Raw genomic sequence first — 20,328 nt, forward strand, 5'->3', positions numbered from 1 at the left:
TTCTCAAACCCGTCTTGCGGCCGGCAGGCCGCGCCGATCTGCCCCTGAATCAAGGACAAAAATCCTCCCACGCGGAACAGGCACAGGATCCGCGTTTGGGGCCAAGCCCCCACGCCCGCAAAGTCTGCAGACCGCTAACTCGTTACGAACGTTATGGTTTTTGTGTTTTACCCGAGAGCCGTGCGACGGGCCCTGAACAAGACCCCAACAATAGCGTCCCCGTCTCCCCCGAGTCCCGAGCCGATAGAAAGATAATCTCAACCCCGTGGCCGGACGTCAAGCGCTAGTGTGTTAACGAAAGGTAAACGCTATATATTGTGCCAGCTTGTTGACAACTCTGTGAATAACCCTGTGTCCGCCGATTCGTGGCGTGGACTCAAGGCGATGGCGTGCGGCACTTGGGCTTCGGCTCCCGCCGTCGCTTGTGGGTGGACGGGGCGGGCGTCATGCGCCATATTCGCGCCGGGTTTGGCGGGCACGAGGAGACCATGGGTCCGGACCGGTGCCTGCCCGCGGACGACGCAGGGTCTTTCGATTATGACGCTCAAAACCTTTCTGCTCGAGTTCTTCACCTGGTGGAACGGCCAGACGCTCGGCACGCGATTCTTTACCTGGCGAAAGGGGGAGTTCGTGGGCGAGGACGAGCTCGGCAACAAATACTACCGCGAGCGCGGCGGCAAGCGGCGCTGGGTGATCTATAACGGCGAGGCGGAAGCCTCCCGCTCGACGTCGGACTGGCACGGCTGGCTGCATTACCGGGTCGACACGCCGCCGACCAAGGAACCCTATTCGGCGCGCCCCTGGCAGGCCCCCTACCAGCCGAACCCGACGGGCACGCCCGCCGCCTACCACCCGCCGGGAAGCCTCGCCGTGCCGCGTCCGCGCGAGGAAGGCTCCGGCGACTACGAGGCCTGGCGGCCCGAATAAGCCCTCTAGGGCCTGCAACAGACAACAGGACGGACGCGTCATGAAACAGACAGTGGCGGAAACCCTGATCGGCGCGGTCGTTATCGCGGTCGCCGGCGCATTCTTCACTTTCGTCTACACCACCTCCGGCATCGGCAGCGGCTCCGACGGCTACCGCGTGGTGGCGGAGTTCCAGAATGTCGAGGGGGTCAGTCCCGGCACGGATGTGCGCATGTCGGGCATCAAGGTCGGCACGGTGGTGGACCAGTCGCTCGATTCGGACACTTTCCAGGCGCTTCTGACGCTGTCCATCGACAACACGATCAAGCTGCCGGAGGATTCCTCCGCCAAGATCACGTCGGAAGGGCTCCTGGGGTCGAAATTCGTCGCGCTCGAGGCGGGCGGGTCGCAGACCATGCTCAAGAACGGCGACCACATCATCTACACCCAGAGTGCCATCGACATCTGGGGCCTGATCGGCCAGGCCATGTTCAACAAGGGCGACGACGACAAATGACCGGAGCCTCGCCGGCAGACTGGCAGAGCTGGAGCGCGGAACAATACGGCACCCATGCGCGCTTCGTGGCCGATCTCGCTGGCGAGATCGTCTCCTGGCTCGCGCCGCGCCCCGGCGAGCGAATCCTCGATCTCGGCTGTGGCGACGGTGCGCTGACCGAACAGCTCGCCGCGACCGGCGCGGAGGTGGTCGGCGTCGATGCGAGCGAGGATCTCGCCCGGGCGGCCCGGGCCCGCGGGCTCGATATCCGCGTGCGCGACGGCGAGGCGCTGGACTTCGAGGCGGAGTTCGACGCGGTATTCTCCAACGCGGCCCTGCACTGGATGACGCGCCCCGAAAAGGTCGTCGCCGGCATCCGCCGCGCGCTGAAACCGGGCGGCCGCTTCGTCGCGGAGTTCGGCGGCCATGGCAATGTGGCGGCGATCGCGACGGCGCTGCGCGCCACGGCCCGCACCCGCGGCGGCGACCAGGGCCTCGCGAGCCCGTGGTATTTCCCGAGCACGGAAGACTATGGAACCCTGCTCGGCGAGCACGGCTTCTCCGTGCGCCGCATCGGCCTCTATCCGCGCCAGACCCCGCTCAAGTCGGGCATGGCGGCCTGGCTCGCCGTGTTCCGCGAGCCGTTCTTCGCCCAGTATGGCGAGGAGAGGACGGTTGTCGCCGCGGAGGTGGAGGATCTGCTCCGCCCGGCGCTGTGCGACGCCCATGGCAACTGGATGGCGGACTATGTCCGCCTGCGCGTCGAAGCGGTGCTGGCATGAGCTGGCGGACGGGGGCAGCCGCGCTCGGGCTTGCGGTGGCCGTGGCCGCCGCGGCGGTGCCCCATGCGCTGGCGCAGAAGCTGGAGAACCCGATTGCCGTCTTTGCGGGGCTCGACAAGATCTCCGCGCGCATCACCACCTTCGAGGTGCGCATCGACGAGACCAAGCGCTTCGGCTCGCTCGCCGTCACGCCGCGCGTGTGCTATTCGCGGCCGTCCACGGAGGAGCCGAAGACCACAGCCTTCGTGATCGTCGAGGATGTGGGCGACGACGGGGTGCGGAAGAAGATCTTCTCCGGCTGGATGTTCGCCCAGAGCCCGGGCCTCCATGCCGTGGAGCATCCCGTCTACGACGTCTGGCTCACCGATTGCCGCGATCCGAACCGGCGCGAGGATACGCTGGAGTTCCCCGACGAGGGCGAGACGCTCAACGACGAGGAATAGGGCGGCCCGCGCGAGGCCTGGCGGCAGGGCGCCCGAGCCCGAATTTCGCCATCCTCGCGGGGTTGCGCCGTGAGTGGCATAATTTCGACTGATTCGTTTCCGTGTGCTGTCTCCGGGGAGGGGGGCACCGCATGCGAGACCAAGCCGGAGCACCGGACACCGACATGTCAAAGGTCCACGATCTGTTCGACCGTATCGAGGCCGAGCCTTCGAGCGATGCGCCCCGTCCGCGCCCGGCCGGGACGGCGCGTCCGGAAGAGACCGCACCGGCCCCGCAGGCTGCCACGCCGGCCCGGCGCAGGGCGGCGCCCGGGGCGGAGCCGGGCGAGGGCTACACCGCCGCCGATATCGAGGTTCTGGAGGGGCTCGAGCCGGTCCGCCGCCGTCCGGGCATGTATATCGGCGGGACCGACGAGAAGGCGCTCCATCATCTCTTCGCGGAGGTGATCGACAATTCGATGGACGAGGCCATTGCCGGCCATGCGAGCTTCATCGAGGTGGATTACGACGCGGAGGGCTGGCTGACCGTCACCGACAATGGCCGCGGCATCCCGATCGACCCCCATCCGAAATTCCCGGAGAAGTCGGCGCTGGAGGTGATTCTCACCACGCTGCATGCGGGCGGCAAGTTCGATTCGAAGGTCTATGCGACCTCCGGCGGCCTGCACGGCGTCGGCATCTCGGTGGTGAACGCCCTGTCGGAGCGGCTGGAGGTGGAGGTCGCGCGCGGCCAGGAGCTCTATCGCCAGATCTATGGGCGCGGGCGCCCGGAAAGCGGGCTCGACCATGTGGGCCGTGCGCCCAACCGGCGCGGCACCCGCATCCGTTTCCGGCCGGATCCCGAGATCTTCGGGGCGAAGGTGCGCTTCAAGGCCGCGCGGCTCTACAAGATGGCCCGCTCCAAGGCCTATCTGTTCGGCGGGGTGGAGATCCGCTGGTCGTGCGCCGAAGAGAACATCCGCGAGGGCGACACGACGCCGACGCGCGAGGTGCTGCGGTTCCCGGGCGGGCTGAAGGACTATTTGGCGACCGCGCTGGAAGGCCGGCAGCGCGTCTGCGACGACATCTTCGCCGGCAATGTGAAGAAGCCGGAGGGCCACGGCTCGGTGGAGTGGGCGGTCGCGTGGTTCGCCGGCGACGGCTTTGTGGAATCCTACTGCAATACCGTGCCGACGACCGAGGGCGGCACCCACGAGACCGGCCTGCGCGTGGCGCTGTCGCGCTCGCTGAAGGCCTATGGCGAGCTCGTCGGCAACAAGAAGGCCCAGACCATCACCGCCGAGGATGTGATGGGGTCTGCCGGCGTGATGCTGTCGGTCTTCATCCGCGAGCCGGAATTCCAGGGCCAGACCAAGGAGAAGCTCGCCACCCAGGAGGCCTCGCGCATCGTCGACCAGACGGTGAGGGATCATTTCGACCACTGGCTCGCGGGCCATCCCAACCAGGCCAACAAGCTGCTCGACTGGGTGATCGACCGCGCCGAGGAGCGCCTGCGGCGGCGCCAGGAGCGCGAGGTGGCGCGCAAGACGGCGACCCGCAAGCTGCGCCTGCCGGGCAAGCTCGCCGACTGCCAGCAGAACGCCGCCCACGGCGCGGAAATCTTCATCGTGGAGGGCGATTCGGCCGGCGGCTCCGCCAAGCAGGGGCGCGACCGCAAGATCCAGGCGGTCCTTCCGCTGCGCGGCAAGATCCTCAATGTCGCTTCCGCGGGGCGCGACAAGCTCGCCCAGAACCAGCAGATCTCCGATATCGTCCAGGCGCTTGGCTGCGGCACGGGAACGACCTATCGCGAGGACGACCTCAGATACGAGAAGGTCGTCATCATGACCGACGCCGATGTGGACGGAGCCCACATCGCCTCGCTGCTGATCACCTTCTTCTTCCGCCAGATGCCGGGGCTCATAGACGGCGGCCATCTCTATCTCGCCGTCCCGCCGCTCTACCGCCTCGCACAGGGCGGCAAGACGATCTATGCGCGTGACGACGCCCACAAGGACGCGCTGCTCCAGACGGAGTTCTCGGGCCGCGGCAAGGTGGAGGTCTCCCGCTTCAAGGGCCTCGGCGAGATGCTGCCCGCCCAGCTCAAGGAGACGACCATGAACCCGGCGACGCGCACGCTCCTGCGTGTGGAGATGCTGGAGGACGAGGCATCGACCACGAAGCGTGTGGTGGAGCAGCTCATGGGCAACAAGCCGGAGGAGCGCTTCCGCTTCATCTCCGAGCGCGCCGAGTTCGTGACCGGCGACGAGCTCGATATCTAGAGCGCCGCGCTGACACCTGTCTCCAATTCTTGACGTTCGGCCCTCGCCTCGTCATTCCCGCGAAAGCGGGAATCCACCTTGCACTCGGTATGGATTCCCGCTTTCGCGGGAATGACGGGCACTGGCGGATGACGGGCACTGGCGGATGACGGGCACTGGCGGATGATGGGCACTGGCGGATGACGGGCACTGGCGGATGACGGGCAGCAGGGAATGACGGACAGAGCAGGCCGCATGGCGATCGAGCGGATCGCATACGAATTCACCGTCCCCGGATCGTTCGATCAGGCAACTCACAGCGCCGCGCGATAGATCTTTCGCCATGTCCTCGCGGTGGCGAGCTCAAGCACGCGCTCCGGCTCGTCGTCTTCGGCGAAGGCGGAGAAATCCGCCTCGGCTGCGAGCGCCGTCTCGAGCAGGACGTGATAGTCGTCCCGCGCGATCTCGTGGGCCCCGAAGCGGGTGAGGTGCTCGGTGACGAACTGCGTGTCGAGCAGGCGGAAACCGCCGAACTTCAGCCGCGCGACCAGATGGACGAGGGCGACTTTGCTGGCGTCGCGCTCGCGCGAGAACATGCTCTCGCCGAAGAAGGCCGCGCCGATCCTGACACCGTAGAGCCCGCCGACCAGCCGGTCGCCCTGCCAGCACTCCACCGTATGGCAGAAGCCCATGCGGAAGAGCTGGCCATAGAGCGAGCAGATGCGGTCGTTGATCCAGGTGGTGGTGCGGCCCGGCTGGGGCTCGGCGCAGCCCGCGATCACGCCGTCGAAATCGCTGTCGACGCGCACGGAGAACGGCTTGTGGCGAATGGTGCGCGCGAGCCGGCGCGGCACGTGGAAGCGTTCGAGCGGGACGATGCCGCGCTGGTCCGGATCGATCCAGTAGAGCGAGCTGTCGTCGGCACTTTCCGCCATGGGAAAGATGCCCGCAGCGTAGGCCTTGAGAAGGATCTGCGGCGTGATCGTCGTCATCCCGCGATCTCCCCGGCGAACCCGTCAAGCCTTCTGCGCGGTGCCTGCTTCGCTCTCGCGCCGTCTGTCGAGGTAGTTTTCCAGCCAGTGAATATCATAGTGGCCGTCGATGATATCCGGTTCGGCGAGCAGGTCGTTGAACAGCGGGATGGTCGTCTGAACCCCCTCGATCACATACTCGCCGAGCGCTCGCCGCAACCGCATGAGGCATTCGTTCCGCGTCTTGCCGAAGACGATGAGCTTCGCGATCAGACTGTCATAATAAGGCGGAACCGAGTAGCCCGAATAGAGGCCCGAATCGACGCGCACCCCGAGGCCGCCCGGCGGGTGCAGCTCCTCGATGCGGCCGGGGGAGGGGGCGAAGGTGAAGGCGTTCTCCGCGTTGATCCGGCATTCGATGGCGTGGCCGTCGAAGGTGATGTCCTCCTGGCCGTAGCCGAGCTGGGACCCGGCGGCGATGCGGATCTGCTCCTGGACCAGGTCGAGGCCGGTGATCATCTCCGTCACCGGATGTTCCACCTGCAGCCGGGTGTTCATCTCGATGAAGTAGAACTGGCCGTTCTCGTAGAGGAATTCCACCGTCCCGGCGCCGGAATAGCCAAGCTCGGCGACGGCATTCGCGACGCGCGTGCCGATCTCGCGGCGGGCCTCGTCGTTGAGCGCCGGCGACAGCGCCTCCTCCCACAGCTTCTGGTGGCGGCGCTGGAGGGAGCAGTCGCGCTCTCCGAGATGCACCGCATTGCCCTGGCCGTCGCCGAGGACTTGGATCTCGATATGGCGGGGCTTGGCGAGATACTTCTCGATATAGACCGCGTCGTCGCCGAAGGCCGCGCCGGCCTCGTTGCGGCAATGCTGGAGCACGCCCTCGATCTCGTCCTGCGAATAGGCGACCTTCATGCCGCGCCCGCCGCCGCCGGCGGCCGCCTTGACGAGCACGGGATAGCCGATCTCCGCGGCGATGCGGCGCGCCTCGTCATTGTCGTCGATCGCACCCTCGGATCCCGGAACGACGGGAATGCCGAGGCCGGCAGCGGTGCGCTTGGCCTCGATCTTGTCGCCCATGAGCCGGATGTGCTCCGCCGACGGGCCGATGAAGGCGATATTGTGCTCCGCCAGAATGTCGGCGAAGCGGGCGTTCTCCGACAGGAAGCCGTAGCCGGGATGCACCGCGTCCGCGCCGGTGATCTCGCAGGCCGCGAGGATCGCGGGGATGTTGAGATAGCTCTGGCTCGCCGATGGCGGGCCGATGCACACGCTCTCGTCGGCCAGCCGCACATGCATGGCGTTCTCGTCGGCCGTGGAGTGCACGGCCACGGTGGCGATGCCGAGCTCGCGGCAGGCACGCAGGATTCTCAGCGCGATCTCGCCGCGATTCGCTATCAGGACCTTGTCGAACATGCCGCCCGCTGATTCCTACTCGATGATCATCAGCGGCTCGCCGAACTCGACCGGCTGACCGTCTTCCACCAGGATCGCCGTGACGCGGCCGGAATGGGGCGCGGGGATCTGGTTCATGGTCTTCATGGCTTCCACGATCAGCACCGTCTCGCCCTTGGCGACCTCCGCGCCGATCTCCACGAAGGGTTCCGCACCGGGCGCGGGTGCGCGGTAGGCGGTGCCGACCATGGGCGACTTCACCGCGCCGGGATGGCTGTCGGGATTACTCTCGGCGGCGTCGATGGCCGGCGCGACGGGGGGCGCGGATGCGGCAGGGGCCGCGTGCGCGGGCGCCGCCACGGACACGCTCTGGATCTGGCGCGACACGCGCACCCTGAAATCGTCCCGTTCGATCTCGATCTCGCTGAGGCCGGTCTCGTCCAGAAGGCCGGCGAGATCGCGAATGAGGTCCTTGTCGACGCTTTGCTTGTCTTTGCTCATACCGTGTCAGTCCGTCGCGCGATTGTCCTGCTGGCCGGCCAGGGCTTCGAGCGCAAGCTCGTAGCCCACGGGGCCCAGCCCGCAAATGATGCCGCGGGCAACCGGCGCGATGTAGCTGACATGCCGGAAGCTTTCGCGGTTGTGAATATTGCTGAGATGAACCTCGATGACCGGAAGGGCGACGGCGCGGATCGCGTCGTGGATGGCCACCGAGGTGTGGGTGTAGGCGCCCGCATTGAGAATCGCCGCGAAGGCCTTGTCGCCCGCCTCGTGGATCCAGTCGACAAGCGTGCCCTCGGCATTCGTCTGGCGGAAATCCACCTCAAGGCCCAGCGCGTCCGCACGACGCCGGCAGCGCCCGGCGATGTCGTCGAGGGTCTCCGCGCCATAGGTCGCAGGCTCGCGCCGCCCCAGGAGATTGAGGTTCGGTCCGTTGAGGATGAAGACCGTCCGTGTCATCGCCACCCGTTCAGCTGCACAGGGCGAGCCCGGGAGAAACGCTCCGGCCACCGGCGCACACCGCACCCCAGGCCGAATCTCTGCCGAAACCCACCTTGCCGGCGGTTATAGTGGCAAACGGCGCGGAACGGAAGGCGTCGCGCGACGCGTCCGGGACGGGAAGCTCGCGGGTGGGGTGCGTGTCCACACCCGCAAGGGCTCATTCCCCGGCCTGGCGTTCGGCGTCGATGGCGCCTTCCAGGACCTCCCGGCCCATCGCACCGGGCACGAACTGCTCGCCGATGACGAAGGCCGGTGTGCCCTGGATGCCGAGGAGATTGGCGAGCTTGTATCCCTGCTCGATGGTCTCCTTGACCTCCGGCGCCTCCATATCCGTCTTGAGCTGCTCGACATCGAGGCCGACATCGCCGGCGATCTTGAGGACGGTGTCCTCGTCGATCTCGCCGCGATGCTTCATCATGGCGAGATGGAAGGGCCAGTACTTGTCCTGCTTTCTCGACGCGATGGCCGCGCGCGAGGCGAAGACGGAGCCGGGGCCGAGAATGGGGAATTCCTTCGGGATGAAGCGCAAATCGGGATCGTTCTCGATCAGCGCCAGCACGTCGGCCAGCGACCGCTTGCAGTAGCCGCAATTGTAGTCGAAGAACTCCACCATGGTCACATCGCCGTCCGGGTTGCCGGCGACATGGTCCAGCGGGGACTGGAACAGCGCATCGCTATTCTCGCGGATGAGGTCGGTGACCTTCTCCGCCTGTGCCGCCTGCTCCTTCTCCTCCAGCGCCTGGAAGGCCTCGCGCAGTACCTCCGGATTCTCCAGGAGATAGTCGCGAACGATCTCGCCGATCTCGCCGCGCTGGGCGTCGCTGAACTCCTCCGCCTGAGCGGGGGCCATGCCAGCGGGGACGGCCAGTGCGACGGCGGCCGAGGTGAACAGGACCGCTAGGCGTTTCGCTGAACGCATGTCATTCCTCCGAAAAATGTCCGGCTGTCCGCCCGGGCATGCGCCGGCGCCGCACAGCAATTACGCGCTGTTGTAGCAGCTTATGGCCGCGGGGCCACGCCCCCATTGTCATTCGCGGGGCGGTTCGATGTTCAAAATGTCGTTAGCGCGGATCCATTGGGGCGAGCCGCGCTTGAAGGAGGACTGCGCGCGCTTCGCCTTCTGCTTGGCGAGGTCGAGGTCGCCGGAGAGCACGGCCGATTCCGCAGTCTCAAGCTCCGCCATCGGGATATTGCCCTTTCGGGCATAGGCGATGGCGAGCTGGCTGTGGACGAGCGGCATGCCGTTCTCGGTACGCCGTGCCTTGAGCAGCTGGTTCATGGCCTGGTCGAGATTGCCGGCCCCGCCCGCCCCCAGAAGGGCCTGGGCCAGCATGATGCGGATCAGCCCGGAATTGGGTGCCAGGGCGACGGCCCTCTTGAGCGGCTCGACGGCCTGCGAGGCGCGCCCGGCCTCGAACAGCGCCTGGCCCTTCAGCTCCCAGAAATAGGGGTTCTTCGGGTCGGCGCGGATGAGCGGGTCGATCTCCGACAGCGCGGTGCGCAGGTCGCCGGAGCGGAAGGCGGCAATGGCGCGGGCATAGCGCGCGGGCTCGCTCGTGTCGCTCGTCGGGTATTTCTGGTAGACGCGCTGCGGCGATTTCAGGAAGCCCATGAGCTTGGCCTGCACCAGCTTGTGGCGCTTCACGAGGCTCGCCGGGTCCTTCGTATTGAAATAGGGGCTCTTGCGCGCGGCGTTCTCCAGGTTGCGCACCCGTTCCAGCGGCATGGGGTGGGAGAGCACATAGGGGTCGGCATAGCGCGCCGACGCCATGGACTGCATGGCCAGCTCCTCGAACAGGGTGATCATGCCCTGGGCGGACTGCTTGGTCGCGGTCAGATATTTGAGCGCGGCCTGGTCAGCGGCCGATTCCTGCGCGCGCCGATAGGACAGGAGGTTGCGCATGGCGAGCGACTGGCCGCCCAGCATGACGCCCTGTCCGGAGCGCGCGACGCCGCCCTGTCCGGCAAGGCCGCCACCGACCACCGCGGCCGCGCCGAGCAGCATGCCGATGATGGCCGTCGTGCTGGCCTGGTCGAGCTGGCGGCTCATGCGCGACAAATGGCCGCCGGCAATGTGGCCCGTCTCGTGGGCGAGAACGCCGATCACCTCGTTCGGCGTCTTGGCGTCCATCAGCATGCCGGTATTGATGAAGATGCGCTGGCCGCCCGCGACGAAGGCGTTGAGCCGGTCGTCATTGAGGATATGCACGCGCACCACGGAGGGGGCGAGGCCCGCCGCCCGGAAGATCGGCGTGGCATAGTCCCTGAGCAGTTCCTCCGTCTCCGCATCGCGGATCAGGGAAACGTTCTGCGCGCGCGCCGTGCCCGCCGGGAGGGCGGACAGGGACAGACAGGCGGCAAGGCCCGTGGCGAGGGCGCGCCTGGACAGCACACGCAAGTTTCGGGTCAGAACAGACATTACCCGGCGGTCTCCATGGCCTCGCCGCGGCCGGTGCGGGGGCCCAAGGTTTTCTCGGTAGTCGGTCTCCACGGCCCCGTAGCGACCATGCCGCAACAACCTGCCATGCGCCGTCGATCCGTTTCAAGCATTCCGCCGACCATTATAGGCGACATTTGGCCCCTGTCGCCCCGGGACTGACCCGCGCTGCGAGGGGCGGGGACGCTGCAGGCTCCACAAGTCTCCAGCGATCTGCTACGAACCGATGACGAGCTGTCGATCAAGGGGGACAAGGGCATGTCCAAGGCGCCCGAGCCGTCGAGCCGAAGCCGCGTGGCTCCGTTCCTGGCCATGGATGTGCTGCGCGAGGCCAACAGCCTCGCCGCCGCCGGCAGCGATATCGTTCATCTGGAGGTCGGCGAACCGTTCGGCCCGGCGCCGCGCACCGCGCTCGATGCCGCCAAGCAGGCGCTCGATGCGGGCATGATCGGCTATACGGAGGCGACGGGCCGGCCGGCGCTTCGCGAGCGCATCGCCGCCCACTATCACGACCGCTACGGCGTGGAGGTCGCGCCCGGCCGGGTGATCGTCACGACCGGCTCGTCGGCCGGCTTCGTGCTCGCCTTCCTCTCCGCCTTCGATGCCGGGGCGCGGGTCGCGCTGCCGACGCCGGGCTATCCGGCCTACCGCAACATCATGAGCACGCTCGGCATCGAGGTCGTGCCCATCGAGACGTCGCCGCAGACGCGCTGGGAGCCGGAGCCCGAGGCGCTCGGGAGGCTCGCGCGAGAGGCGGGCGGCCTGCAGGGGCTCATGGTGGCAAGCCCGGGCAATCCGACGGGAACCATGATCTCGCCCGACCGGCTGGCGCGCCTCGTCCACGCGACGGAGGAGACCGGCGCCTGGTTCATATCCGACGAGATCTATCACGGGCTCGCCTACGAGACGCCGGAAATGACAGCGCTCGCCTTCAGCGACGACGCCATCGTCATCAACAGCTTCTCCAAATATTACTGCATGACGGGCTGGCGCATCGGCTGGATGATCGTGCCGGAGCGCCTCGTCCGGCCGATCGAGTGCCTCGCCCAGAGCCTCTATATCTCGCCGTCCGCGCTCTCGCAGGCGGCGGCCTACGCGGCCTTCGACGCGACGGAGGAGCTGGAGGCGCGCAAGGAGGCCTATGCGGAGAACCGGGCCTTCCTCCTCGACGCGCTGCCCGGGATCGGTCTTGGCGACCATGCCCCGATCGACGGCGCGTTCTATGTCTATGCGGATGTGTCGCGCTTCACACAGGACAGCTTCGCCTTCGCGGAGGCCATGCTGAGGGAAACCGGCGTGGCGACGACGCCGGGGGCGGATTTCGATGAACGGCGCGGCTCGCGCTATCTGAGGATGTCCTTTGCCGGCGCCCGCCGCGATCTGGAAGAGGCGGTGCGGCGCATCGGCGCCTGGCTCGGCTGAGCCGGGAAAGGCGGGCCGTTCGCGCCAGGCCAGCTCCGACAGGCGGGGTTGCCGGGGCGGCTCCCTCGAAAGAGGGGAGACGCCGCCCCGGCTGCGCGATCAATCGTTGCCCAGGATCCGGCGCTGCCACCAGCCCCGGCGGCGCGGCGCGGGCTTCTCGTCCCTTTCCGCCACGGCGGTGTCGGTCTGTGCGGGCGCAGCCGCAGGCTCCGCCTCGGCGTCGGCCTCCGCCTCTGCCGCGACGAACTCCTGAGACGGGCTCGTCGCTTCGGCCAAGGCGGGGGCGGGCGCTTCCGGCGCGGGTGCCGGCTCCACCGTCGTGTCCGCCTCTGCGGGAGCTGCCTCCGCCTCGGCAGGGGCGGCCTCGGCCGCAGCCTCCTCGGCCTTCTTGGCGGCCGTCTTCGTGGTGCGGCGCGTGCGCTTCTTCGGGGCCGGCTTCTCCGTCTCGTCCTCGCCGGCCTTGGCCTCCTCGGCCTTCTTCTTCCGCGACGCGGCGCTCGTGCTCTTCGCCTTCGTCGTCCGCTTCCGGCGCGCGGGCTTGGCCGGCTCGTCCGCCTGTTCGGCGGGAGCCTCCTCGGGAGACGCCTCCGCCGTCGCCTCGGCGGGGGCGGCATCGGCATCCGCAGGCTCCGGGGTCTCGGCAGGGGCCGGCGCTTCGGCCTCTGCGGCGTCGGCCGTCTCCGCCGTCTCCGCCTTCGGCTTGCGCGACCGCGAGCTGCGGCGACGGCCCTTGGCGGGCGCCTCCTCGCTCACCGTATCGGCCTCCGCGCCTTCGGCACTCTCGGCGGCCGCGGCGACAGCGGGCTCCTCGGCCTGTTCCGTGCGGGACCCGGTTTCGCCGCTATCGGCGTCCTCGCTATCGGAGGCGGCCGGAGCCTCGTCCTGCTCCCGGTTGTCGCCATGGATCTCGTCATGCTCGTCGGCGCGTGTCTTGTTGCGCCGGCCGCCGCGGCGGCCGCGCCGGCGCCGGCGGCGCTTCTTCTGGCCGTCCTGGTCGCGGTCGCCATCCTCGTCGCCGCCATCGCGGGCTTCGGCGTCCTCCGCCTCGGCCTCGGCCTCGGCCTCGATGTCGGTCTCGGCCTCGGTCTCGTCATCCTCGGGCTCGTCGGAATAGGCGGAATCGATCTGCACGGCCACGGCCGGCTTGGGCGGCACGATGTTGCGCGCCTCCGCCTTCTCGATCTTGAACTGCGAGGACTTCTGGTCGGCGCCGGGCTGGATGAAGACGGAGACGCCATAGGCGGATTCCAGACCCAGCACATGGTTGCGCTTCTGGTTGAGCAGGTAGGAGGCGACCTCCGCGTCGCACAGCACCGTGATGTTCTCGTGGCGGCGCAGGAGATGCTCCTCGATGCCGCGCAGCACCGACAGCGCGCAGGATTCGACCGACCGGATGAAGCCGTGCCCCTCGCAATGGGGGCACATCAGCGTGGAGCCTTCCAGCATGCCGACCCGCAGACGCTGGCGCGACATCTCCAGGAGGCCGAAATGGCTGATCCGACCGACCTGGATACGCGCGCGGTCGTGCTTGAGCGATTCCTTGAGGCGGCGCTCCACGGACCGGTTGTTGCGCTTCTCCTCCATGTCGATGAAGTCGATCACGATGAGGCCCGCGAGGTCGCGCAGGCGAAGCTGGCGGGCAACCTCTTCCGCCGCCTCGAGATTGGTCTTCAGCGCGGTATCCTCGATATTGTGCTCGCGCGTCGACTTGCCGGAATTGACGTCGATGGAGACCAGCGCCTCGGTCTGGTTGATGACGATATAGCCGCCCGATTCGAGCGTCACCGTCGGCAGGAACAGCCCGTCGAGCTGGCCTTCCACCTGATAGCGGCTGAACAGCGGGCGCGGTTCCTTGTAGGCCTTCACATGCCGGGCGTGGCTCGGCATGAGCATCTTCATGAATTCCTTGGCCTCGCGATAGGCGTGGTCGCCCTCCACGAGCACCGTGTCGACATCCTTGGTGTAGAGGTCGCGGATGGCGCGCTTGATGAGGCTGCCTTCCTCGTAGATGAGGCAGGGTGCGGTGGATTTGAGCGTCAGGTCGCGGATGTTCTCCCACAGCCTGAGGAGATAGTCGTAGTCGCGCTTGATCTCAGCCTTGGTGCGGTTGGCGCCGGCGGTGCGCACGATCAGCCCCATGCCTTCCGGCACCGACATCGACTTGGCGGCCTCCTTCAGCCGGCGCCGGTCGGAGGCGTCGGTGATCTTGCGGGAAATACCGCCGCCGCGCGCTGTGTTCGGCATCAGGACGCAGTAGCGCCCGGCAAGCGACAGATAGGTGGTGAGCGCCGCGCCCTTGTTGCCGCGCTCCTCCTTGACGACCTGAACGAGCAGGATCTGCCGTCGCTTGATGACTTCCTGGATCTTGTAGTTGCGCTTCACCGAGCGCTGGTGCCGGGGCACCTCCTCCAGCGCGTCCTCCGCGCCGACGGATTCCACGGAGGAGCCGTTGTCGCCATCCTCCTCGACGCTCTCCGCATCGGCCTTGGTGCTGGCCCCGCGCTTGCGGCGGCCGCCCTTGCGGGAGCGGCCCTTGGGCTCATCGGCGGCGTCCTCGCCGTCGGACCCGTCGCCGTCGGCCTCGCCCCTGCTGCCGGAGCCGGCCTCGTCGGGCTCGTCGTCGGCCTTCTGGTAGTTCGCCTCGGCCTCGACCAGTGCCTGCCGGTCGGCCATGGGGATCTGGTAATAGTCGGGATGGATTTCGCTGAAGGCGAGGAACCCGTGCCGGTTACCGCCGTAATCGACGAATGCCGCCTGGAGCGACGGCTCCACGCGCGTCACCTTCGCCAGATAGATATTTCCCCTTATCTGCTTGCGCGACGCGGATTCGTAGTCGAATTCCTCGATCTTGTTGCCGCGCAGGGTAACCACCCGGGTCTCTTCCGGGTGGGCGGCATCGAGGAGCATCTTTGTACCCATGTTCTGTCTTCTCCGACGCGCACGGGCAGCGCCGGGCGGCTCAAGCGGAAAGCCCGCTGATCCGTGCCCGAAGGTGGCCTGCCATGTCGCGTAAACGGAAATGAGATCGGCTTCATGCCGGGCACCCCCTGCTCGGGGGCGTCGGCCATTGCGGCTCGCTCGCTGCCAAGCTGTCCGGGGCGCGCTGACGGCATCATAATGTCCGCTGGGGCATTGTACGAAGCCCGATACATTTCACCATCAACACTCAAGCCTCCGACCGTCATCGGCCGGAAGCGGCTCGTCTTCTCCACGTCGGTGCGGGAAAGTTCATGCACCGACGGCATGTCGCACGAAGACCGCGATAAGTTCTGTGCGCGATCTTGCGAGCATGGCGACCGGACGGCATCTGGACAATTTGCGCCAGCAGATCCGTCCGGCGCGAGAAATTCTCTCGTCGGGGCCCGCCAGTCCTGCCCTGTCGGGCGATTGCGAACCTCCACGTGATCCTCCTAATTACGGAGAGATGAAGGGCTTTGCAAGAGCGACGATACCAGATGGTGCAATTTCCGCTGGCGCAGGCCGGCCTGCGCACGGGCACAATCGGGGCTGAGCACACCTTTTGTCGTTGCAACGATCGCTTAACCAAGGAGCGATAAGTTTATGCCGTCCAGACGGGACATGGGACACACATGAGCCGTGTCGGTGCAGCATGATGCTGGAACCGCCTTGAGCGAGGAGACGCGGGCAGGAGAATGAGAGGCCTCGGCCGGATAGTCTCTGCGGGGGTGCGGGCGCTTGTCGCCGTGCTCGCGATCCTGTTCGTCTTCCTGCAGGTCTCCGACGACAGCTCGCGCCCCTCCATGTCGGCCGTTGCCGCCGGCGACCCGCCGGTCGCGACCGCCACGCGGGTGGGCGGCGACGGGCGGCGAACCCGCTTCGTGGCGGACGTGACCCAGCCCCTGGGCTTCAGTGTCTATGTCATTCCCGATCCGTTCCGCGTCATCATCGACCTGCCGGAAGTCGATTTCGAACTGCCCGCCGGTATCGGCCAGCAGGGCCGCGGTCTGATCGACAGCTATCGCTATGGGCGGTTCGCGCCGGGCAAGTCGCGCATCGTGCTCGATGCGAACGCGCCCGTGCTGATCGAGAAGTCCTATGTGGTGAAGGCGGAGAACGGCCAGCCGGCGCGCTTGGTGGTCGACCTCATCCGCACCGACCGGGTGACCTTCGCCAAGATCCACGACCGGGTGGAGCGCGCCATGCGCGCCGCCAAGGCGGCCGAGGAGGGCAAGCCGGAAACCGTGGCGGCGGCCGCCGGAGCAGGCGACGGCGCGCCGGATGCCGCCGGGGAGGAGCGGGAGGAGACGCGCCAGGCTGCGCTCGAGCCCGTGCCCGGCGAGCCCGAGCCGTTGCCCGTGTCCGGGGCCGACGGCGAGGGCGCGAGCCCCCGCGATCCCGCGCCGCTGCCGAAGCCCCGTCCCGTCGTCGCCGATGCGTCCGATGCATCCGATGCCGGCGATACGGCGGGAACGCCGCCGGAGCCAGAGGAGGGCGGCGGTGAGGAGCGGGCTGGCGATCCCGCGCCGGCCGGCGACGCCCCCCAGGCCGGAGAGGAGGCGACGGTCGCGGCCGCGGGCAGCGAGGATGGCAGCGTTTCCGAGGATGCCGCCCGCGAGCTGGAGCGCGTCATGGGCGCCCTGTCGAGCCCACCGCCGCTGCCGCCCGCCAAGCCGCACAGGGATATTCCCGACCGGCGCGTGGTGGTCATCGATCCGGGGCATGGCGGTGTCGATCCCGGTGCGATCAGCCGGTCTGGAACCTATGAGAAGAAGGTCGTCCTCGCCTTTGCGAAGGCCCTGCGCGACAAGCTCGCCGCGTCCGGCCACTACAAGGTGCTGATGACGCGCGACGACGACACCTTCGTGCGCCTCGGCGACCGGGTGAAATTCGCGCGGCGCAACCACGCCGACCTGTTCATCGCGATCCACGCCGATTCGCTCAGGAGCGGCAAAGCGCGCGGCGCGACCATCTATACGGTGTCGGAGCGCGCCTCCGACCGCGAGGCCGCCGAACTCGCCGCCAAGGAGAACCGCGCCGACTTGATCGCCGGCGTCGACCTCGTGGAGGAGAACGAGGAGGTGACCGGTATCCTTCTCGATCTCGCCCAGCGCGAGACCAAGAACCATTCCGTCTATTTCGCCAAGACGCTGATCTCGGAGATGAAGGCGAAGACGCGCATGCACAGCCGGCCGCATCGCTATGCGGGCTTCCGCGTCCTGCGCGCGCCCGACGTGCCCTCCGTCCTGGTCGAGCTCGGCTATCTCTCCAGCCGGGCCGACGAGAAGCTGCTGCTCTCCGCGCAATGGCGGGCCAGGGTGGCCAGCGCCATGACCAAGGCCGTCGACGCCTTCTTCGGCATCAAGGTCGCCGCGAACCGGTGAGGCGGCGTCCCGCCCCGTCACGGCATGGCCATATTGTTTCAGTTTGTTTTGACATCGACAGGCCCATGTTACAGTAGTGCGTAATCGTTTCGCGGGAACCGACGGGTACCGTTCGCCGCTCGCCGGAAGGTCCGGCCGGGCCGGCGGGAGATGCCGCCCGGCAGCCGCCGGCACGGGGCCGGCAGGCTGGGGCGTATAGAGGCTTTCATGCTGAGATTTCTCGGGTTTTTGTTCGCCGCCGGGTTCATTGTCTTTCTCGGCGTGATGGCGGCCGGGGCCTATATTGTGTGGGACGTCTCGCGCGACCTGCCGGACTATTCGCAGCTTGCCGAATACGAGCCGCCGGTCATGACGCGGGTGCATGCGGGCGACGGTTCGCTGATCTCCGAATATGCCCGCGAGCGGCGCCTCTTCGTGCCGGCCGACGCGATCCCGAAACAGCTGATCGAAGCTTTCATCTCCGCTGAGGACAAGACCTTCTACAGCCATAGCGGCATCGATGTGTTCGGCATTGCGCGCGCGGTCGTGACCAATGCCCGCAACATGATGTCCGGCGGCGACCGGCGGCTGGTCGGGGCGTCCACCATCACCCAGCAGGTGGCGAAGAACTTCCTGCTCTCCAGCGAGCAGACGCTCATGCGCAAGCTCAAGGAGGCGTTGCTCGCGCTGCGTATCGAGCGCGCCTTCTCCAAGGACCAGATCCTGGAGCTCTATCTCAACGAGATCTATCTGGGCTTCGGCTCCTATGGCGTGGCGGCGGCGGCGCTGAACTATTTCGGCAAGTCGCTGAGCGAGCTCGACCTTGCGGAGATGGCCTATCTCGCAGCGCTGCCCAAGGCGCCCAACAACTACCATCCGATCAGGTATCACGACCGGGCCGTCGGGCGGCGCGATTGGGTCATCGAGCGCATGCTGGAGAACGGCTACATTACCGAGGAGGAGGCCAAGGCCGCCATGGCCGAGCCCCTCGAGGTCGATCCCCGCCCGCTCGGCTCCCACCTGTTCTCCGCGGAATTCTTCGCCGAGGAGGTCCGCCGCGAGGTCCTCGACATCTATGGCGAGAAGAAGCTCTACGAGGGCGGGCTGTCGATCCGCACGACGCTCGATCCCAAGCTGCAGATCTTCGCCCGCCAGGCGCTCACGCGTGGGCTGATCGACTTCGACCGCGAGCGCGGCTGGCGCGGGCCGGTCGACCGGATGTCGACGGATGGCGACTGGGGCGCGGCGCTTGCCGATGTGGACGTCGCCTCCGATCTCGCGCCCTGGCGGCTCGCCATCGTGCTCGACAGCGACAAGGACGCGGCGACCATCGGCCTGCGTCCGAAGAGGTCCGGCGGCAAGGTGGAGAAGACGCGCGAGCGCGGGCGCATCCCGCTGTCGCTCATGAGCTGGGCGCGCAAGGCCACCGAGGGCGGCGGCCGGGGCCCGGAGGTCAAGGCCGCCAGCGACGTGCTCTCGCCGGGCGATGTCGTCTATGTCGCGCCCTCCGGCGAGGAGGGCGAGTGGCATCTGGTTCAGGTGCCGGAGATCCAGGGCGCCCTCGTCGCGATGGACCCCCATACCGGGCGCGTTCTGGCTCTGGCGGGCGGCTTCAGCTACGGCATGAGCCAGTTCGACCGGGCGGTGCAGGCCAAGCGCCAGCCGGGCTCGGCCTTCAAGCCCTTCGTCTATGCCGCGGCCCTCGACAATGGCTACACCCCGGCCAGCGTGGTGCTGGACGCGCCGATCTCGTTTGAGATGGAGAACGGCGAGACCTGGTCGCCGAGGAACTATTCGCGCAAGTTCTACGGCCCCTCCACATTGCGGCGCGGCATCGAGCTGTCGCGCAATGTGATGACCGTCCGGCTGGCGGAGGACATGGGCATCGACACCGTCGTCGACTATGCGGAGAAGTTCGGCATCTACGACAAGCTCTCGCCGGTGCTGGCCATGGCACTGGGGGCGGGGGAGACCACGCTTCTGCGCATGACCGCCGCCTACAGCATGCTCGACAATGGCGGCAAGCGCATCGAGCCGACGCTGATCGACCGCATCCAGGACCGCTACGGCCACACCATCTATCGCCACGACAAGCGCGAATGCACCGATTGCGAGGCGGAGGCCTGGAACGGCCAGCCCGAGCCCGAACTCGTCGATGTGCGCGAGCAGGTGATCAACCCCTATACCGCCTACCAGATCACCTCCATGCTGGAGGGCGTGGTCCTGCGCGGCACCGGGCGTGTGGTGTCGCGGGCCGTGTCGAAGCCGCTCGCCGGCAAGACGGGGACGACCAACGACTACAAGGACGCCTGGTTCGTGGGGTTCGCCCCGGATCTCGCGGTCGGCGTCTATATCGGCTACGACACGCCGCGCTCCATGGGGCGCAGCGCGACCGGCGGGCAGGTCGCCGCCCCCGTCTTCGCAGACTTCATGAAGATGGCGCTGAAGGACAAGCCGGGCATTCCCTTCCGTGTGCCCTCCGGCATCCAGCTCATCCCGATCAATCCCAAGAACGGCCAGCGCGCCGCGTATGGCGACGACAATGTCATCCTCGAGGCGTTCAAGCCGGGCAACGGGCCGGCGCAGGACACCGTCGTGATCGGCGCGGGCCGGTCCTACGACGGAGCGGCGGGCGATTCGTCCGGCACGGTGGTCGAAGGCGGGCTCGGCACGGGAACGGGCGGCCTCTACTGACGGCCACGCCGACTTATCAACAGCTTTCCGGACTTTATTAACAGGCGCGACGGTTCGGAGGCCGCCAGCCGGTTGCTGTACTCGTTAATACCCTCATAAGATGTATTTCCGATTGATGAAACCATGGGGAGCAAGCCTCCGTTACACACGTCCAATGGTCGATACAGAGGGTCGCTATAATGAGAATGGGTATGGCGTCGAGAATTTCCGGAACAC

General features: G+C 67.4%; 15 protein-coding genes. 8 read left to right on the forward strand and 7 right to left on the reverse strand.

Features of this window, described 5'->3' with window-relative positions:
* The first annotated feature begins 537 nt into the window (after positions 1 to 537).
* The 5 genes from HW532_RS19785 to parE all read left to right on the forward strand — a co-directional run bounded on the left by HW532_RS19785 (position 538) and on the right by parE (position 4,888).
* Entirely contained in the window at positions 538 to 927 is a 390-nt protein-coding gene (locus tag HW532_RS19785; protein ID WP_213162104.1) for an NADH:ubiquinone oxidoreductase subunit NDUFA12, read from the forward strand.
* Positions 928 to 967: 40 nt separating this feature from the next.
* On the forward strand, positions 968 to 1,423 hold the full coding sequence (mlaD, locus tag HW532_RS19790) for an outer membrane lipid asymmetry maintenance protein MlaD (protein ID WP_213162105.1): 456 nt from the start codon (positions 968 to 970) through the stop codon (positions 1,421 to 1,423).
* Complete coding sequence (locus HW532_RS19795) at positions 1,420 to 2,184, forward strand: class I SAM-dependent methyltransferase (RefSeq protein ID WP_213162106.1); 765 nt, start codon at positions 1,420 to 1,422, stop codon at positions 2,182 to 2,184. The genes mlaD and HW532_RS19795 overlap by 4 nt, the downstream gene beginning before the upstream one ends.
* Positions 2,181 to 2,627 (forward strand): DUF2155 domain-containing protein, encoded by a 447-nt coding sequence (locus HW532_RS19800; RefSeq protein ID WP_213162107.1) that lies wholly within the window; start codon positions 2,181 to 2,183, stop codon positions 2,625 to 2,627. The genes HW532_RS19795 and HW532_RS19800 overlap by 4 nt, the downstream gene beginning before the upstream one ends.
* A gap of 164 nt (positions 2,628 to 2,791) precedes the next feature.
* Positions 2,792 to 4,888 carry a DNA topoisomerase IV subunit B gene (gene parE / locus HW532_RS19805; RefSeq protein ID WP_213162108.1) on the forward strand — a complete coding sequence of 699 codons (2,097 nt, stop codon included), beginning with the start codon at positions 2,792 to 2,794 and terminating at the stop codon, positions 4,886 to 4,888.
* A 293-nt stretch (positions 4,889 to 5,181) separates the two neighbouring features.
* On the opposite strand, the gene aat is transcribed toward parE, so the two are convergent.
* The 6 genes from aat to HW532_RS19835 form a co-directional block, all read right to left on the reverse strand.
* Entirely contained in the window at positions 5,182 to 5,859 is a 678-nt protein-coding gene (gene aat / locus HW532_RS19810; protein WP_213162109.1) for a leucyl/phenylalanyl-tRNA--protein transferase, read from the reverse strand.
* Between the two features lie 24 nt (positions 5,860 to 5,883).
* Positions 5,884 to 7,257, reverse strand: a complete 1,374-nt coding sequence (gene accC / locus HW532_RS19815) for an acetyl-CoA carboxylase biotin carboxylase subunit (RefSeq protein WP_213162110.1) — start codon at positions 7,255 to 7,257, stop codon at positions 5,884 to 5,886.
* A gap of 15 nt (positions 7,258 to 7,272) precedes the next feature.
* Positions 7,273 to 7,737, reverse strand: coding sequence for an acetyl-CoA carboxylase biotin carboxyl carrier protein (gene accB, locus HW532_RS19820; protein WP_213162111.1), 465 nt, complete (start codon positions 7,735 to 7,737; stop codon positions 7,273 to 7,275).
* Positions 7,738 to 7,743: 6 nt separating this feature from the next.
* Complete coding sequence (gene aroQ, locus HW532_RS19825; protein ID WP_213162112.1) at positions 7,744 to 8,196, reverse strand: type II 3-dehydroquinate dehydratase; 453 nt, start codon at positions 8,194 to 8,196, stop codon at positions 7,744 to 7,746.
* Positions 8,197 to 8,395: 199 nt separating this feature from the next.
* Entirely contained in the window at positions 8,396 to 9,157 is a 762-nt protein-coding gene (locus HW532_RS19830; RefSeq protein WP_213162113.1) for a DsbA family protein, read from the reverse strand.
* Positions 9,158 to 9,265: 108 nt separating this feature from the next.
* Positions 9,266 to 10,657, reverse strand: a complete 1,392-nt coding sequence (locus HW532_RS19835; protein WP_213162114.1) for a M48 family metalloprotease — start codon at positions 10,655 to 10,657, stop codon at positions 9,266 to 9,268.
* A gap of 276 nt (positions 10,658 to 10,933) precedes the next feature.
* Between HW532_RS19835 and HW532_RS19840 the strand changes: the two genes are divergently transcribed.
* The gene (locus HW532_RS19840) at positions 10,934 to 12,097 is read left to right on the forward strand and encodes a pyridoxal phosphate-dependent aminotransferase (protein WP_213162115.1); all 1,164 of its coding nucleotides are present in this window, start codon (positions 10,934 to 10,936) and stop codon (positions 12,095 to 12,097) included.
* A gap of 99 nt (positions 12,098 to 12,196) precedes the next feature.
* Here the strand turns inward: HW532_RS19840 and HW532_RS19845 are convergent, their stop codons facing one another.
* The gene (locus tag HW532_RS19845) at positions 12,197 to 15,016 is read right to left on the reverse strand and encodes an Rne/Rng family ribonuclease (protein WP_213162116.1); all 2,820 of its coding nucleotides are present in this window, start codon (positions 15,014 to 15,016) and stop codon (positions 12,197 to 12,199) included.
* A gap of 734 nt (positions 15,017 to 15,750) precedes the next feature.
* Here HW532_RS19845 and HW532_RS19850 point away from each other — a divergent pair.
* Positions 15,751 to 17,439, forward strand: coding sequence for an N-acetylmuramoyl-L-alanine amidase (locus HW532_RS19850; protein ID WP_213162117.1), 1,689 nt, complete (start codon positions 15,751 to 15,753; stop codon positions 17,437 to 17,439).
* 207 nt (positions 17,440 to 17,646) lie between these two features.
* Positions 17,647 to 20,112: a penicillin-binding protein 1A gene (locus HW532_RS19855; RefSeq protein ID WP_246479327.1), complete on the forward strand. Its 2,466-nt coding sequence runs from the start codon at positions 17,647 to 17,649 to the stop codon at positions 20,110 to 20,112.
* The last annotated feature ends 216 nt before the right edge of the window (positions 20,113 to 20,328 follow it).

This window comes from Kaustia mangrovi (assembly GCF_015482775.1).
Taxonomy (GTDB): domain Bacteria; phylum Pseudomonadota; class Alphaproteobacteria; order Rhizobiales; family Im1; genus Kaustia; species Kaustia mangrovi.